At 66.6% G+C, this 16,629-nt stretch carries 10 protein-coding genes; 6 read left to right on the forward strand and 4 right to left on the reverse strand.

What is annotated here, in order from left to right:
• Positions 1 to 80: 80 nt before the first annotated feature.
• Together cysK and yihA are read right to left on the reverse strand one after the other, a co-directional pair.
• On the reverse strand, positions 81 to 989 hold the full coding sequence (gene cysK / locus QJ043_RS07800; RefSeq protein ID WP_283713106.1) for a cysteine synthase A: 909 nt from the start codon (positions 987 to 989) through the stop codon (positions 81 to 83).
• A gap of 261 nt (positions 990 to 1,250) precedes the next feature.
• Positions 1,251 to 1,844: a ribosome biogenesis GTP-binding protein YihA/YsxC gene (gene yihA / locus QJ043_RS07805; protein WP_283713107.1), complete on the reverse strand. Its 594-nt coding sequence runs from the start codon at positions 1,842 to 1,844 to the stop codon at positions 1,251 to 1,253.
• Positions 1,845 to 2,165: 321 nt separating this feature from the next.
• Between yihA and QJ043_RS07810 the strand changes: the two genes are divergently transcribed.
• Entirely contained in the window at positions 2,166 to 3,902 is a 1,737-nt protein-coding gene (locus tag QJ043_RS07810) for a phospho-sugar mutase (protein ID WP_283713108.1), read from the forward strand.
• An 884-nt stretch (positions 3,903 to 4,786) separates the two neighbouring features.
• Entirely contained in the window at positions 4,787 to 5,464 is a 678-nt protein-coding gene (locus QJ043_RS07815) for a hypothetical protein (protein ID WP_283722791.1), read from the forward strand.
• A gap of 300 nt (positions 5,465 to 5,764) precedes the next feature.
• Here QJ043_RS07815 and QJ043_RS07820 read toward each other — a convergent pair whose 3' ends face one another.
• Positions 5,765 to 6,985, reverse strand: a complete 1,221-nt coding sequence (locus tag QJ043_RS07820) for a hypothetical protein (RefSeq protein WP_283713110.1) — start codon at positions 6,983 to 6,985, stop codon at positions 5,765 to 5,767.
• Between the two features lie 393 nt (positions 6,986 to 7,378).
• On the opposite strand from QJ043_RS07820, the gene QJ043_RS07825 reads away from it, so the two are divergent.
• From QJ043_RS07825 to argH, 3 genes are all read left to right on the forward strand, one after another.
• The gene (locus QJ043_RS07825; protein WP_283713111.1) at positions 7,379 to 7,813 is read left to right on the forward strand and encodes an arginine repressor; all 435 of its coding nucleotides are present in this window, start codon (positions 7,379 to 7,381) and stop codon (positions 7,811 to 7,813) included.
• 179 nt (positions 7,814 to 7,992) lie between these two features.
• A complete protein-coding gene (locus tag QJ043_RS07830) occupies positions 7,993 to 9,336 on the forward strand; it encodes an argininosuccinate synthase (protein WP_283713112.1) in 1,344 nt (447 codons plus the stop codon).
• Between the two features lie 116 nt (positions 9,337 to 9,452).
• Positions 9,453 to 10,877 carry an argininosuccinate lyase gene (argH, locus tag QJ043_RS07835; RefSeq protein WP_283713113.1) on the forward strand — a complete coding sequence of 475 codons (1,425 nt, stop codon included), beginning with the start codon at positions 9,453 to 9,455 and terminating at the stop codon, positions 10,875 to 10,877.
• Between the two features lie 66 nt (positions 10,878 to 10,943).
• Here argH and QJ043_RS07840 read toward each other — a convergent pair whose 3' ends face one another.
• Entirely contained in the window at positions 10,944 to 13,223 is a 2,280-nt protein-coding gene (locus QJ043_RS07840; protein WP_283713115.1) for a transglycosylase domain-containing protein, read from the reverse strand.
• Positions 13,224 to 13,602: 379 nt separating this feature from the next.
• Between QJ043_RS07840 and QJ043_RS07845 the strand changes: the two genes are divergently transcribed.
• Positions 13,603 to 16,437, forward strand: a complete 2,835-nt coding sequence (locus QJ043_RS07845; RefSeq protein ID WP_283713116.1) for an N-acetylmuramoyl-L-alanine amidase — start codon at positions 13,603 to 13,605, stop codon at positions 16,435 to 16,437.
• Positions 16,438 to 16,629 lie beyond the last annotated feature (192 nt).

The raw sequence follows: 16,629 nt of genomic DNA on the forward strand, positions 1-16,629 counted from the left end.
ATGAGGTGAGACAGTCCAAAGAGACAGGATCGTCCCATCCCGTGATCGTGGGAATGGGACGATCCTGTCTCTTTACGACGTCAGGCCATCGAGAGGTAGCGCTCGCCGGTGTCCGGCAGGACCGCCACGATCACGGCGCCCTCGTTCTCCTCACGTCCGGCCAGCTCGACGGCTGCGGCCACCGCCGCGCCGGCGGAGATGCCCACGAGCAGCCCCGCCTCCTCGGCGAGCCGCTGCTTAGTGGCGACGGCGTCCGCGGACGCCACAGGGAGGATCTCGTCCACGACCTCAGGGTCGAAGTTCTTGGGCACGAAGTTCGCACCGATGCCCTGGATCTTGTGCGGGCCGGCCGGTTTTCCGGCGAGCACCTGGCTCTCCTCGGGCTCCACCGCCACGACGGTCACATCGGGGTCCATCTCTTTGAGGAAGCGCCCGGCGCCGCTCACGGTGCCGCCGGTGCCGACGCCGGCCACAAAGATGTCAACGGCCCCTTCGGTGTCCCACCAGATCTCAGGGCCCGTCGTGCGGTAGTGCGCGAGCGGATTCTCCGGGTTCGAGAACTGCCCGAGCAGCACGGCGCCGTCCGTCTCGGCCACGATCTCCTCCGCCTTGGCCACCGCTCCGGCCATGCCGTCGGCGCCGGGGGTGAGCACGATCTGCGCGCCATAGGAGGCCGCGAGCTTGCGGCGCTCGACACTCATGGTCTCTGGCATCGTCAGGATCATCTGGTAACCGCTCTCGGCCGCGATCATCGCAAGGCCGACGCCGGTGTTGCCGCTCGTGGGCTCGACGATGGTGCCGCCCTCGGGCAGCGAGCCGTCGCGCTCGGCGGCGTCCACCATCGCGCGGGCGACGCGATCCTTGATGGAGCCGCCGGGGTTGGCGGCCTCGTACTTGCCGAGAATGGTCGCCGTGCCGTTGACGAGGACGGAAAGGTCGATGAGGGGGGTCTGGCCGATGGCCGCGCTGACACTGGTCGCGATGTTCATGGTTCCTCCTGGTTCGCTCAGCGCGAGATTGGGTCCCGGTGCGGGCTCCCTTGCAGTATGACGGCGAGGCGCCTTCGCCGTCCCTCCGTATCTTGCGCTTAATTCCCACCAGAGAGGTAGGAATTATCTGTTGAGAAACAAACACGAGTGGCACCTGGGCTTCTCGGTTTGGAGCGTACCGTTGTCGCGCTCCACACCTCGTGCACTGCGGCGCAGCTCCGCCCGGACACCCCGGGAGCGCGCGCCGTCGCGCGAGCCCTACTACTCCTCCAGCGTGTCCTCGCTGATGCGGGCCTGCAGCTCGCGGATGCCGGTGCCCTTCGCGCTCGACGTGACGTAGATGTCGTCCGTGTCCACCCCTAGGTCCTCGGCCACGCGGAGCTTGGTGTTGCGCGCCTTTTGGGCGGAGATCTTGTCGGCCTTGGTGAGGGCGATCACAAAGGGCAGCTCCCGCTCCTTGAGAAAGGCGACCATCTCGCGGTCGAGCTTCTGGGGCTCGTGGCGGATGTCCACAAGGCACACGACCAGGTTGAACGAGCGGTCCTGGTCGAAGTACCCCGCGATGAGGTCCGCCCAGCGCTTGCGCTCCGCCTGGCCCACCTTCGCGAAGCCGTAGCCCGGAAGGTCCACCAGGTACACGCCGTCCACGTCGTAAAAGTTGATGGTGGCCGTCTTGCCGGGCTTCTGGCTCACCTTGGCGAGCGCCTTGCGGCCGAGCAGCTTGTTGATGAGCGACGACTTGCCCACGTTGGACCGGCCGCACACCACTACCTCGGGAGCCTCGGCGGCGGGGATTTGAGAGGGGAGGCCGTAGGCGGCCTTGAACTGGGCCTTGTTGAAGTTGATGCCGGCCATGGCGCTCCTTCTTGTCGCGGGGGCTTCCGTCGCGGGGACCTGAGCATTCTACGGGAAGCCCGTGGAGGCCCTGCGCCGGCGTGGACGCTTCGGTCAAAGCTCAATGTCCACGCTGCGGGTGCCTGAAGCGTGGACAAACGGCTCTCTCCGAAGCGTCCGGGCGCCATTGTCCCGACCCGTCAGAGTCAGCGTGGGGAAACCGTGCACAGGGCGCCGCTCGCGAGCCCAACCCTTAAGCCGCCTGAATCGGCGCCCTACAATGGGACCGTCGTGCAGCAGAGGAGCTGGGGAGCTTCAAACCTCGAAGGAAGGACCCACACCATGGACCAGAAGATTCAAGAGCGCGCGCAGCTGTGGCAGGAGAGCATCGACGAGCCGGCGCTCGTCGAGGAGCTGTCCGACCTGCTCGCCAAGAACGACGAGGAGTCCATCGTCGACGCCTTCTATCGCGACCTGGAGTTCGGCACGGCCGGCCTCCGCGGCGTCCTCGGTGTGGGCACCAACCGCATGAACGCCTACACCGTCTCGCAGGCCACCCAGGGCCTCGCGGACTATCTCAACGCCCACAAGGGCGAGGAGGTCCCCACCGTCGCCATCATGCGCGACTCCCGCAACAAGGGAGAGGACTTCGTCAAGGCCGCTGCCGGCGTGCTCGCCGCCAACGGCATCAAGACCTTCGTCGCGCCGCGCATCGAGCCGGTGCCGGTCCTCTCGTTCACGGTGCGCCACCTCAAGACCGACGCCGGCATCGTGATCACCGCCTCCCACAACCCGGCTCCGTACAACGGTTACAAGGTCTATGGGCCCGACGGCGCCCAGATCGCCAACGAGGCCGCGGACGAGATCCAGACCGCGATCAACAACACGGACATCTTCAACGACGTCAAGAAGATGGGCTTCGATGAGGCCCAGGAGAAGGGCTTCGTCACCTGGGTCGAGGACGCGGTGATCGAGGCCTACCTCGACGCGATCCAGAAGGTCTCCGTGCCTGACTGCGTGGCCGAGGACGGCTCCTTCAAGGTGGTCTACAGCCCGCTCAACGGCACCGGCCTCGAGACGGTCACGGCGATCCTCTCGCGCGTGGGCATCGATAACGTGACCGTGGTGCCCGAACAGCGCGAGCCCAACGGCGACTTCCCCACGTGCCCGTATCCCAACCCCGAGGTGCGCGCCGCTCTGCAGAAGGGCCTCGAGCTCTGCGACCAGGTCAAGCCGGACCTCATGCTCGCCACGGATCCCGACGCCGACCGCGTGGGCATCGCCGTGCCGCACGACGGCGACTACAAGCTGCTCTCCGGCAACGAGGTGGGCGTGCTCCTCATCGACTGGCTCTGCCGCGTGAAGCAGGAGGCCGGCGAGGACGTCTCCACCAAGGTGTGCGTCTCCACGATCGTGTCCAGCTCCATGCCGGACGCGCTGGCGGCCCACTACGGTTTCGAGATGCGCCGCGTGCTCACGGGCTTCAAGTACATCGGCGAGCAGATCGAGATGCTCACCGACAAGGGCGAGGGCGACCGCTACCTGCTCGGGTTCGAGGAGTCCTACGGCTACCTGGCCGGCACGCACGCCCGCGACAAGGACGCCGTCGTCGCGTCGATGCTCATCTGCGAGATGGCCGGTTGGTACGCCAAGAAGGGCATGGACCTGTACGAGGCCATGGACGCCCTCTACCAGGAGTTCGGCTTCCATCTCAACGGCATCGTGAACGTCGAGTTCCAGGGCGCGGCCGGCGCCGACAAGATGGCGGCCATCATGAAGGGGCTGCGCGCGCAGCAGCCGCTCACCGTTGCCGGCTACGACGTCGAGGGCTACACCGACTACGCCGATTGCGTGGCGATGCCGATGGTCAACCAGAAGGACGGCGACCTGGATCAGACGCTGCCCGCAGCCAACGTGCTCGAGTTCCGGCTCTCCGGCGGCCACAAGGTCATCGTGCGCCCGTCCGGCACCGAGCCCAAGATCAAGGCGTACCTGTTCACGGCCGGCGCGACCCGCGAGGAGGCCGAGGCCGTGCAGGACAAGCTGGCGGTCTTCGCGAAGGAGTCCCTGCTGGCCTAAGTCCCAGCTGGCGTAGGGAAACGTCCCCGCGCACGCGTGGCCCGTTGGGTTGCCTTGACGGTGCCCGACGGGCCTTTTTCGTTGCGGGTGGATGTGGCCTTGATTCCGAGATGGCCACTTCGCGCGAAGGGTCCATCTGGGGATCAATGGTCGAAGCGTCGAGCCTCCAGGGAGCCTCGAGACGCGGTTCAGAGCCTTCTCGGAGCGCAAATCCCGAGAATGGAAGGCGGTTTTTGACCCTCTGCGTGCCGCCATCCCGCCAATGGTTCAGTAATCGATCCCCGCATGGCTCGCTGGCGCAAAAGGGTGACCTGGGAATCATCAATGCAAGGAGTCATCTGGTTGCGCCCCTCGGGTGTGGAGATTGCGCGGAGGGGAGTCTCGCAGGTAGGACGCCCGACTTCGTGACCTGCGGATTGACAGGATGTGTGACGCCCGGCCAGATTCCGAAGAATCCCTGCGACTGACGGGCCAGGGCCCTTCGGGATGATGCGCCCATGGCGGTCATCGTTTCACATCTCACAGCGCTTCAGGCGCTGCGCCGAGGAGCGGGCCTGGCTCCTTTGGCGTCTCAGGGGCTCGCGGGGGCACTGAGGGAGGATTCCGCCGCGCCACGTCTCCCGAGCCCTCGGCCGGAGGAACTGTGGGCCGCTCGCAACCTCCTGGTGTGGTCCGGGCTCCTCGATGGCGGACAACCCATGGACGTGATGCGGCTGCCCTGGCAGACGGCCGTGTTCCGAGAGGGGTTGGTGCAACACCGCTGGAGCGTCGCCGGACTGCTTCCAGTTTTTCGGATGCTGGTCACCCCGGGCGTCGCAGGAGAGCCGAGGCTGCTTGTCCCACCTCCGGAGCTGCTGTTCCTCCAGTTGGCGCGTCAGTGTGCCTTGACGACGACCCTCATGCTCGGCTGGGAGCTCTGCGGCCACTATGCGAAGCTGACCGAGCGCGACCAGCGGACCCGTGGGACGTCCCAAGGGTTCATCGGGCGCGACCCACTTTGCACCAAAGCCGAGATTGACGCTCTGTTGGCGCGGATGCCTCGGGGCGTGCCGGGGAGCGCACGAGCGAGGAGGGCCGCGAGGCTGGTGCGAGATCGGTCCAGGTCGCCGATGGAGACCGCCGTCGCCCTGATGCTCTTCGCGCCGCAACGCCTCGGCGGCTTCGGGATGCCGGAGCCCGTCGTGAACGGCACGGTGGAGCTGCAGCCTCGACGCGATGCCCTGATGCGCTCGCGGCTTGAGCTAGATCTGCACTGGCTCGACCCGCTTCGGGTCACGGAGTACAACGGTTTCGACTTCCACGAGGGGAAGTCGAAGGCGCAGGCCGCCAAGGACGCGATCCGCCACAACGAGCTGGAGATCCGACAGATTCCGCATCTCACCCTCGTCGGCAGCGAGGTGATGGACCGTCTCCGCTTCCAGCTCAACGCTCGGAACATTGCCCAGATGCTCAATCACCGGCTCAGGCTGGAGACGCGGGACTGGAACCAGCGGTACGAGCGGTTCCATGCGGACCTGCTCGGGCTTGATTACACGCCACCCGAGGCATACGAGAGGCTCTGAGCTCGCGGTGGTTCAGTCTGCGGTTCCCATGGGCAATGGTTCGATTCTCGATGCCCAGATGAGGCGTTCGCGCGAACAGCTCGGCTCGGTATCAGAAAAGCAACCGAGAAGGCCGAGCGGGGCACTCTCGGCGACAGGGGGGTGCTCACGACTGCCATTCTCGACCTCGGAATCGGCACTCGTGGATTCAAGGGCGGGTTTCTTCTCCCACGAGCCACCTTTTCGTACAAAAGATGATCCCCAGTCAGCCCTCTCGCGCAAAGAGGCCAACTGGGGATCATCAATCGAACCTGCTGGCGCCTAGGACTCGCTCGGCGTCGTCACCACGAGCGCGCTCGCCAGATCGCTTGCCACGGTGGTCGGGTCCCAGGCGTGCGAGCTGTTGTCGGTGGACGTCGGGTCGTGCACAGTGACCGCGCCGTCTTCGCCGGCACACACGAGTACCCAGTGTGTCGTCGACCCGAGCGCGCCGCCCGAGGTCTCGACCAAGAGATAGGTCGTGGCGCCGAGGGTGCTCGAGATCCTCGAGCCCAGGTCGGCGTTCGAGAGGCGCGAGCTGCTCGCCGAGGAGCCCGTCTCGTTGTCCTTCGTGCCCTCGGTAGATGCATCGGTAGATGCATCGGCGCCCGAGGCGTCGTCGGAGCCCTGGTCATCGGCGCTCGCTGAGGAACCGGAGTCGAGTGGCTTCGAAATGTCGAGCGCCGTGACGGACATGCCGAGGTCCTTGGCCTTGTCCGTGAAGAACGACGGGTCGGTGCCGGCGTTACCGGTGGCCTTGCCGGCGTCCGCTGCCGCCTGCGCGATGGTCGCGGGCGTCTGGTCCGTCTCGCCGGTGAGCGCCATGCGCGCCATCGCGCAGGCAACGGGGCCCGATCCCGTGAGGGCGATGAGCGAGTCGCCGTAGCCCAGGTAGCCCCAGCGCTCGTCCCAACCGAACAGGGCAGGGACCTCGCCCTTGGTCACGGTGCCCGTGTACTCAGCGGCCGTGTCCCGGTTCGCGGAGGGGTAGTCGTACACGAAATCGATGGAGGCCGGCTCGGCCAGCGCCAGCGACACGAGGGCCTCGGGGTATTCCTCGGCGTGCTCGGCGATGTACTTGAGGCGGTCCGCCGTGGTGACGGCGGTCGTCAGCTGTTGCTGCAGGTCGTCCGAGACCTTGGAGGAGACCTCGGCCTTGGGCTCGTTGGCCGAACCCGCGCAGGACACGACGTTGAAGACGATCACGATCACGAGCACGAGGGCCACGGCCGCGAGCACGATGAGCCGCGGGTCGAGCCGGTTGGCCATACCGCGACGTCCGGCGAAGTTGATCGGGTGGCGCTGGAGCTGGTAGCCGTTGGCGTTGCGGCGCCGTTGGCCGGGCGTCTGGTACCCGCGCCCATGCAGCTGCGGGCTCGTGGCGCGCACACGCCCCTGGCCCTGGGCGCCGCGGCGGGTCGAACCGGTGCGGCTCCGAGCCCGACCCTGCTGGCTGCTGCGGTACACCGGGCGGTTGTTGCCCATGTTCTGTGACTCGTTCACTGCGGCTCCCTCGTGAGGTCGGGGTTCTCGACCCTCTGACCGGCGCTTTTGGGGCTCATGGGCCCGGCGCTTCAGACCGGCTCCATCATAGCCCCAGACTGGCGCGCGCTTTCAGCGAGGGGCGCGCCGAGTTCCCTCTCAGGCCGTCTGCACCCCTCTGAACGCCACATGCCGGAATGTCCGGCGTTCCCTGTTGACTTTGTTACGAACCCGTCAATACAGTCGAGCCTTTGCATGGGAGTCCGCCGAATTGGGATGACACTTGCCAAGCGAACCGGCGCCTAGTCCTGCTTTTTGTGGGTCAAGGCGCGCCGAGGGATCACCGGCGTGCATCGAATCGGGCATAGTATTCGAGAACCGCCGCCACGACAGGGAAGCGAGGTGCATGGGTTCATGGTCAAGGGGCGCAACGATCGCCAGGACGCGATTCGCGAGATCGTCCGGGGGCGCTCCATCCGCACCCAGCGCGCCTTGGTCCAGGAGCTTGAGGCAGCGGGCTTTGCCTGCACCCAGGCCACCGTTTCCCGTGACATCGCCGACATGGGTCTGCGCAAGCTCCCGGAGGGCGTGTACGTCCTCGCGGAGGACCTGCACCTACAGCGGATGGTGTCGGAGCTGGTCGTGGACGTGAAGCGCTCCGGGAACCTCGTGATCATCAAGGCCCAGCCGGGCACCGCCTCAGGTATCGCCGCCGCCATCGACGCGGCCGAGCTGCCCGAGGCCATCGGTTCCCTTGCCGGCAACGACACCATTCTGGTCGTGGCCGCCAGCCCTGAGGCCGGCGAGGCCTTTGAGGGCCATCTCAACAAGCTGCGCAACTTCCGATGAAAGCGGCCATTCGGGTCCGATGAACCCGGGTGTCCGCGCCTCAAAGACCCGCCGGGCGGCCTTTGTCTGTCGCCGGCGGTGGACGCATACGTCGCGTCAGTCCTTAAGCAACGACCTCCATCAATTGAAAACACCCCTCGCAGCCGCACGCGGTGCGCGCTGCCGCACAAGGAGCAACCATGACTGCTACTGCCGCTCAGACCGCCAGCCCCACGTCCGCCACCGCTCCCAAGGGCAAGGTCGTCCTCGCCTATTCCGGCGGCCTTGACACCTCGTGTCTCATCCCCTGGCTCCAAGACGAGGGCTACGAGGTGGTGTGCGCCATCGCCGCCCTTGGTCAGCCCGGCTCCTCCGACATCGACGCCATCGCCCAGAAGGCCGTCTCCCTTGGCGCGACCGCTTCCTACGCCATCGACATGCGCGACGAGTTCTGCGAGGACGTCTGCACCTGCGCCATCAAGGCCAACGGCATGTACGAGAACAAGTACCCGCTGCTCTCCGCGCTGTCCCGCCCCGTGATCTGCAAGCACATGGTGGACATCGCCCACAAGGAGGGTGCCGTCGCCATCGCCCACGGCTGCACCGGCAAGGGCAACGACCAGGTGCGCTTCGAGCTGGAGTGCAAGGCGCTCGACCCCAACCTCGACATCTTGGGGCCCGTGCGCGACTGGGACCTCCTCACGCGCTCCCAGGAGATTGACTACTGCGCCGACCATGGCATCTTCATCGAGGTCACGAAGTCGTCGCCCTACTCGATCGACGAGAACGTGTGGGGTCGTGCCATCGAGTGCGGCGTGCTCGAGAACCCGTGGAACGAGCCTCCAGCGGACGCATGGGTGATGACGGACGACCCGCTGGCCGCGCCGGACGCCCCGACGGACGTCGTGATCTCCTTCGAGGAGGGCAAACCGGTGGCCATCGACGGCGAGGTGCTCGGCATGTTCGACCTCGTGTGCAAGCTCAACCAGATCGCCGGGGCGGCGGGCGTCGGCCGCATCGACATGATCGAGGACCGCGTCATCGGCATCAAGAGCCGCGAGTGCTACGAACAGCCCGCCGCGATCACGCTGATCACCGCCCACAAGGCCCTCGAGAGCCTGTGCCTTCCCGGCGACGTCCTCGCCACCAAGCTGCAGCTCGAGCACCAGTGGGCCAGCCAGGTGTACTCGGGCCTCTGGTACAGCCCGCTCAAGGACGCGCTCGACGCCTTCTTTGAGAGCACGCAGGGCACCGTCACCGGCGAGGTGCGTGTGCGCCTGTACAAGGGCTCCTGCGTGGTGACCGGCGTCAAGTCCCAACACTCGATGTACGACTTCGGCCTCGCCACCTACGACGAGGGCGACACCTACGACCGCTCCGCCGCCAAGGGCTTCATGGACCTCTTCGGCCTGCCCAACAAGGTGTGGGCGCAGCGCACGTTGGGCGTGCAGGGCGAAGAGGGCCCCGACGCGCCCGAGGTCAAGCCGCGCGTGCTCGTTGCCGTGCCGTCCGGCGCGGTCGCGAAGGTGAAGGTCTTCAAGTAGCCCCGTGTGAGATGCCACGCACCGGATGAGGTCGTGTTCCGTTCGGGCTTCTCGGCGACGCCGTCTTTGACTCGGCACGGCGGCGCCGAGGGCCCCGTCTTTTGAGGAGGGTCCCCGTGGGGGAGAACCAGGCCACACAGCAATCGGCGCCGCTTTGGAGCGGTCGCTTCTCTGACACCCCGACGGGTGAGCTCGAGCTCTTCGGGGCGTCGCTCGGCTTTGACCAGCGGCTCTGGCCGCAGGACATCCAGGGATCCATTGCCCATGCGACGATGCTTGGGCGCCAGGGGATCCTCTCGGCCGAGGACGTCGACGCTATCGTGGGCGGGTTGCGCGGGATAGCCGCCGACGCGGCCGCCGGCGCGATCGCCTTCGACCCGTCCGTGGACGAGGACGTGCACATGTGCGTCGAGCGCGTGCTCACGGAGCGGATCGGCGAGGCAGGCGGCCGCCTGCACACCGCGCGGTCGCGCAACGACCAGTCCGTGACGGACTCCCGGCTCTTTGCCAAGGAGCAGGCCGCGACCCTCTACGAGGCCGCGCTCGACCTGTGCCAGGCCATCCTCGCTGTCTCGCGGGAGCAGGGCGACGCGGTGATGCCTGGCTACACGCACCTGCAGCCCGCCCAGCCGGTGCTCTTCTCGCACCACCTGATGGCCTACTTCTGGATGTTCCTGCGCGACACCGTGCGCTTCAAGGCGGCGTGGGAAGCGGCGGACGCGTCGCCGCTCGGGGCGGCGGCCCTGGCGGGTACCACCTATCCCCTCGACCGGCGCTACTCGGCGGACCTGCTCGGCTTCTCGCACGTGATCCCCAACACGATGGACGCGGTCTCCAACCGCGACTTCATCATCGACCTCGTCTACGCCTGCGCGGTGTGCCAGATGCACCTGTCGCGCCTCTGCGAGGAGCTTGTGGACTGGTCGAGCGCCGAGGTGGCGTTCGTGGAGATGGACGACTCCCATGCGACGGGGTCGTCGATCATGCCGCAGAAGAAGAACCCGGACTTCGGCGAGCTGGTTCGCGGCAAGACCGGCCGCGTGTACGGCGACCTGGTCGCGATTCTCACCGTGATGAAGGGCCTGCCGATGACCTACGACAAGGACCTCCAGGAGGACAAGGAGCCGATGTTCGACGCCGTCGACACGGTGACGGGGTCGCTCCACGCGCTCCGGGGCATGGTCTCGACGATGACGGTGAAGGCCGACCGCATGCGCGAGTGCGCCCACGAGGGCTACATGGCCGCGACGGACCTGGCCGACTACTTGGTGGGGAAGGGCATGCCCTTCCGCCAGGCCCATGGCGTGGCCGGGCGCACGGTGGCCTATTGCGTGCAGGCGGGCGTGAAGCTGCAAGAGCTGACGCTCGACGAGCTGCGCGCCCAATGCGACCTCTTCGACGAGGACGTCTTTGACTGGGTGGACATCGACAACGTCGTGGCCCGTCGCGACACCTACGGCGGCACTGGCCACGAGGCCGTCGCGGCGCAGATGGACCTCGCCGTCGAGAAGCTCGCAGCCGCCCGTGGGGCGCTGGGCTAGCGCGAAGCGGCAGGACACGAGAGACAAGGAGCGGGCCCGAGCATACGCTGCTCGGGCCTGCTCAGCTTACGGTGTGCTTGGTGGCGTCTCTCCATCGCCGCCGGTCTCCGCGCCGCCTCCTGCATCGCCGCCGGTGCCTCCGCCGGTTTCGCCTCCGCCGGTTTCGCCTCCGCCGGTGCCGCCGCCATCCGACGGGCCGTCGCCGCCGGAGCTGCCTCCGGTACCACCGGGGTTGCCCGCGTCAGAGGTGCCGCCGCCCGACGTGCCCCCGCCGCCGGTTGTGGCGCCGGTTCCCGTGTTGTCCGTGGGAACGGCCGGGGCCTCATTGTCCGCGTTCGGGGAGTCCGTGTCGGACGAGTTGGAACTGCTCGACGAGTTCGTGTCGTCATCCGAGGTACGGCGGCTGTAGGCGTTCACCGCGAAGTCCCACTTGCTGTTGGGCACATAGTCCGGCTCGCCCGGGTCGGTGAACTCTGCGCGGGCCGTGTCGCCCAGATAGGACTTCACAAAGTTCGCCCACATCGGGCACGAGGTGTTGGAGGGGTGCCCGGAGGAGCCGTTGACGTAGACCTCCTTCGAGGATTCCGGGTAGCCGGTCCACACTGCCACGGCAATCTGCGGGGTGTAACCGCAGAACCACAGGTTGTCCGCGTACTCGGTGGTGCCCGTCTTGCCGGCCATGGGCTGGTTGATGCCATAGTTCTGAAGCACCGAGGCCGTCGCCCCGCGGCCGCCGTTGATGACGGTCTCGAGCACCTGGGTCGCCGCATAGGCCACCTTGGCGTCGATGACCTGCTGGGGGTTGTCCTTGTGCTCGTACACGGTGTTGCCGTTGCGGTCCTCGATCTTCGTGATCGCGACGGCGTTGCGGTGCACGCCACCTGCGGCCAGCACGGAGTAGGCCTCCGCCATCTGCACCACGGGAACGCCGATGGTGCCGAGTGTGATCGAGTCATAGGCCGGCAGGTCCGCCGTGATGCCCATGGACTTGGCCGTCTTCACGATGTTGGCCGGCCCGACCGCTTCGGCCACCTGCACGTAGCCGGTGTTCGAGGAGCGCATCGTCGCCTGCTGGAGCGTCAAGGTGCCGTAGCTTGCGCCGCCGTAGTTCTTCACGATCCAGTTGGACGAGACGCGCAGCGGCGAGTTGCAGTCGATCTGCACGTTCGGGTTCATGCCCTGGGACAGCGCTGCGACGAGCGTGAACATCTTGAACGAGGAGCCCGGCTGGCGAGCGGCGTCCACGGCGAGGTTCATCTGCAACGTGTTGTAATCCCGGCCGCCCACCATGGCCTTGATGTAGCCGGTCGAGGGGTCGATGGCCACGAGCGCCGCGTTGAGGCCGTCCTGGCCGATGGCGTTGAGCTGGTCGGTCACGGCCGTCTCGGCGGCGGACTGGGCGCCGGGGTCGAGGGTCGTGTAGACCTTGAGGCCGCCCTTGAGCACCGTGTCGCTCGAGAAGTCCTCCGACAGGAGGTTCTTGATGTACTGCGTCCAGTAGGGGTAGGTGCCGGTGGAGTCCATGACGTTGGAGCCGCGGTTGAGCTCGAGCGGCGTGTTGACCGCCTGGTCGTACTCGGCCTGGTCGATGTCGCCCGCTGTGAGCATGCGGTTGAGCACCAGGTTGCGACGCTGGACCGAGGCGTCCGGGTTCACGGTGGGGTCGTAGAGGGACGGAGAGTTGGGGATGCCGACGAGCAAGGCCGACTCCGCCAGTGTGAGGTCCTTGGCGTCCTTGTTGAAGTACGTCTTCGCCGCGGCCTCGATGCCATAGGCGCCGGAGCCGTAGTAGATGGTGTTGAGGTACATGTCGAGGATCTGGTCCTTGGAGTACTTCTTCTCCATCTGGATGGCGATGTAGGCCTCGCGGACCTTGCGCTGGATCGTGTCCTCGAACTGCTCGGCCGAGAGCACGGTGTTGCGCACCAGCTGCTGCGTGATCGTGGAGGCGCCCTCGTGGCCGCCGGCGACGTTCACGAGGACGGCGCGGATCATGCCCTGGGGGTCGACGCCGTTGTGCTGGTAGAAGCGGATGTCCTCCGTGTCGACGGTGCCGGACACCACGTACGGCGATATCTCGTCCAACTCCACGGCCCGGCGGTTCTCGGCGTAGTACTCGGCGATCACGGTGCCGTTGGCGTCGAAGACCGTGGTGGGCTCGCTGACGAGGTAAGCGTCGGCGGAGTCGTAGTCCGGCAGGTCCTTGAGCCAGGAGTCCACGATGGAGCCCATGGACACGGCGAGCGCGATGACGAGCAGTGCGAGGAAGCCAAAGACCCCGGCGATGCCGAAGCCGACGATATGGGTGCGGGAGTGGCGATGGGCCCTGCGGGTCCTAATTCCCATTGAGTCCTCCTTTTACAGCCAATCGGAATCCATTATGGGACAAGCGTTGGAGCCTACCTACCCCCACACGGTCGCTCCACCGGTTCTTGAGGAGCGGGGCGGGCGGTTGACACGTCGGTGTTGGGGTCTCCAAATCCCTTGAATTGTTGTGAGCCAGAAACGCTGCGTCATAAACATGAAAGCCGTCTTGGAGACTCGCTGCAGGAGCGTCGCGGTGCGATAGTGTCGTGCCGCTAACTCTGCACTATGTGGCCTTTGCGGCCAGTGATATGAGGGGACGGGCGCGCGTCGGGCGCCTCCGTTACCATGGACGGACGCTTTGTGCGTGCCCGCGGTCCACTTGTGCCCTAACTGAACCATCGACCCGGAGGTCACTTTCTTGGCTACTCCCAAGCACATCAATCGTCGTGCCTTTCTCGCGCTCTCGGGCGCGGCTGCCGCGTCCGTGCCGACCACGGCCTTGGCGGACGAGGAGGTCCCGCTCAACGACGAGACGGTCGCCGAGGGCACGGACGTCGACGAGACCGTCGAGGTCACCGACGACGTGACCGAGAGCCCCGCAGCCGACGAGAGCGGCGTGGGCCTCATCGTCGCCGAGCTGGCCCAGGTGGAGCTGGGCGAGACGCAGAACATCGCGGTGTTGGGCGAGGACTCGTTCGGCACGTTGGCGTCCGTTGTCGTCACGGTGGGGGAGACCTCCACGGGCCAGGAGCGCGACCTGCCCTCGACCCTTGTGGCCGAGAACGCTGCGCTGGTTCCCTTCGCGTATGACGACGCCGTGCTCGGGGGCGAGTGGCGGGTCGAGACGGCGCAGGTCAGGTGGGAGGACGGCTCGGAGACGGCCTATGTGCCCCAGGGAGACGGTGTGGTTCCGACCTTCGCGTTCCTGACTGCCGGCGTCTCGCGTGACGAGCAGAACGACTCCTCTGCCGAGGACCCGGCCTATGTGGCGCAGGACGCGGACGGCAACGTGGTGAAGTCAGACACCATTGAAGAGGCCGCCCAGGTCGCGGAGGAGACGGCGGCCTCAGAGGACGCGACGATGACCGCGGCGGTCTTCAGCGCGAGCGCGGTGCGCGTGGAGCGCATCGCCTCGCGCACGTCCGGGCCCGTGGCGCTCGACCCTGGTCATGGGGGAACTGATTCCGGCGCCACCGGCAACGGGCTGCGCGAATGCGACCTCAATTGGAAGATCGTCCAGTACTGCGCCGCCGAGCTCCAGGCCAAAGGCTACGACTACTACATCACGGTGACGGAGGCGGAGTTCAAGGACGAGAAGCGCGCCGCCCTCTCACGCAAGGAGCGCATCGACCGCGCGTGGAACGCGGGCTGTCAGGCGGTCGTCTCGTTCCACATCAACTCTGGCGGTGGCACGGGCGCCCTTGTGATCGTCCCGACCAACTCCACGCTGTACAAGGACGTCTACCAGGACGGCCAGGCCTTCGGCAACAGCGTGCTCACAAAGCTCCAGGCCGTGGGCATGACGGGCGCCAACAACCGGTTGCTGTCGAGCTCCGATTACGACGGGTACGGCATCCTGCTGTACTCCGGCCAGTACGGCATCCTCGGAGTGATCATCGAGCACGGCTTCATCGACAACGCGTCCGACGCTGCTAAGTTCAAGAGCGAGACTGCGCTCAAGAACATGGGCGTCGCGGACGCCCAGGCCATCATGGGCAAGTGGCCCACGTCCAAGAAGCAGACCTCCGGGACGCCCATCATGGGGAGTTCCTCCACCAACCGCGAGGGCATGGCCCGGTGGTTCGCCGCCACGTGCCCGAGCAACTGGTCGTGCAGGTTCTCCAGCTCGAGCCCCTACTACGCAAAGGACGCCGAGTCCTTTATCAAGAAGGTCTACGCGAGCAAGGGCGTCTCGTCCTTGAAGGCGTTCGCCTATGCGGTGTGGGACCAGGCCACGTCCGAGGGGGTGCGCCCGGAGGTGCTCCTCGCCCAGGTGATCGTGGAGACCGGTTGGCTCAAGTTCGGCGGCGACGTGCAGCCGGACCAGTGCAACTTCGGCGGCCTTGGCGCCACGGGCAACGGTGTGCGAGGCGAGAGCTTCTCGACGGTGGCCACCGGCCTTTTGGCGCAATCGCAGCACCTCAAGGGTTACGCGACGAGCGCCAAGCTCAACAACACGTGCGTGGACAGCCGCTACAAGTACATCAACCCGCTCGGCAAGGCCAACAACTCGGTCGAGGGCCTCGCGGGCACGTGGGCGGCTGACAAGGAGTACGGCACGAAGCTCGTGAAGCAGATCAGCGCGATCATCTCCGGTGCGGGGCAGTACGGCACCGACACCTCTGTCTTCCGCTATCAGGCCCACCAGCAGTCCCATGGCTGGGAGAGCGTGGTCTCCAACGGAGAGCAGGCAGGCTACACCGGCCAGTCCAAGCGCCTCGAGGCGTTCAAGATCTGGCTGCCGTCGAGCCTCTCCGGCGCGGTCTCCTACGCAGCGCACGTGCAGGACGTGGGTTGGCAGCCCTACGTGAGTAACGGCGCGCAGGCAGGCTCCACTGGCCAGCAGCGCGCGGTCCAGGCCATCAAGGTGAAGCTGGACGACAAGCTCGCGAAGTCCTACGACGTCTGGTACCAAGTCCACTGTCAAAGCTATGGCTGGACCGGTTGGGCCAAGAACGGAGCGCCGTGCGGCACCCAGGGCCTCTCGAAGCGCGCCGAGGCCGTTCGCGTGAAGCTCGTGGCCAAGGGCTCCGCGGCCCCGGGCTCGACCGCGAACGCGTTCCGCCCCGGACACCTCGTGAGCTACCAGACCCACGTGCAGGACTTCGGCTGGCAGTCGGCGGTCTATGACGGCGCGGTCGCCGGCACCACCGGCCAGTCCAGGCGGCTCGAGGGCCTCAAGGTCTCGCTGGCTGCGTCCGGAGCCTTCTCTGGCTCCATCCAGTACCAGACGCACGTGCAGAGCTATGGCTGGGAGAGCGCGTGGAAGAAGGACGGCGAGCTTTCCGGCACCGCGGCGCAGTCCAAGCGGCTGGAGGCTGTGCGCATCAAGCTCACCGGCGAGATCGCCAACGTGTACGACGTCTACTACCGCACGCATCGACAGACCTTTGGCTGGTCCGGCTGGGCCAAGAACGGCCAGGACTGTGGCACCTCCGGTCTCTCGAAGCGCCTGGAGGCGCTCGAGGTGCGGCTCGTTCCCAAGGGCGGTGCGGCGCCCGGGTCCACGAGCGACCGCATGCGCACAGCGTAGGGCTCATCGAACGCGCGGGGGCGCCCGGGGCATTGGCTCCGGGCGCCCTTTTCCTGTGCGGCGTTACACAACGCTTGCCGCCGAGGAATCCCGCCCATTCCTCTCGGGGTCTCCCGTATACTCGTCGAATCCACAGACGTTAAACGGTTCTGAACATATGCTCGGCAAGAGAGGATCGGTGGTTCTCGTGTC

Source organism: Kribbibacterium absianum, from assembly GCF_030067705.1.
Classification (GTDB): domain Bacteria; phylum Actinomycetota; class Coriobacteriia; order Coriobacteriales; family Atopobiaceae; genus Kribbibacterium; species Kribbibacterium absianum.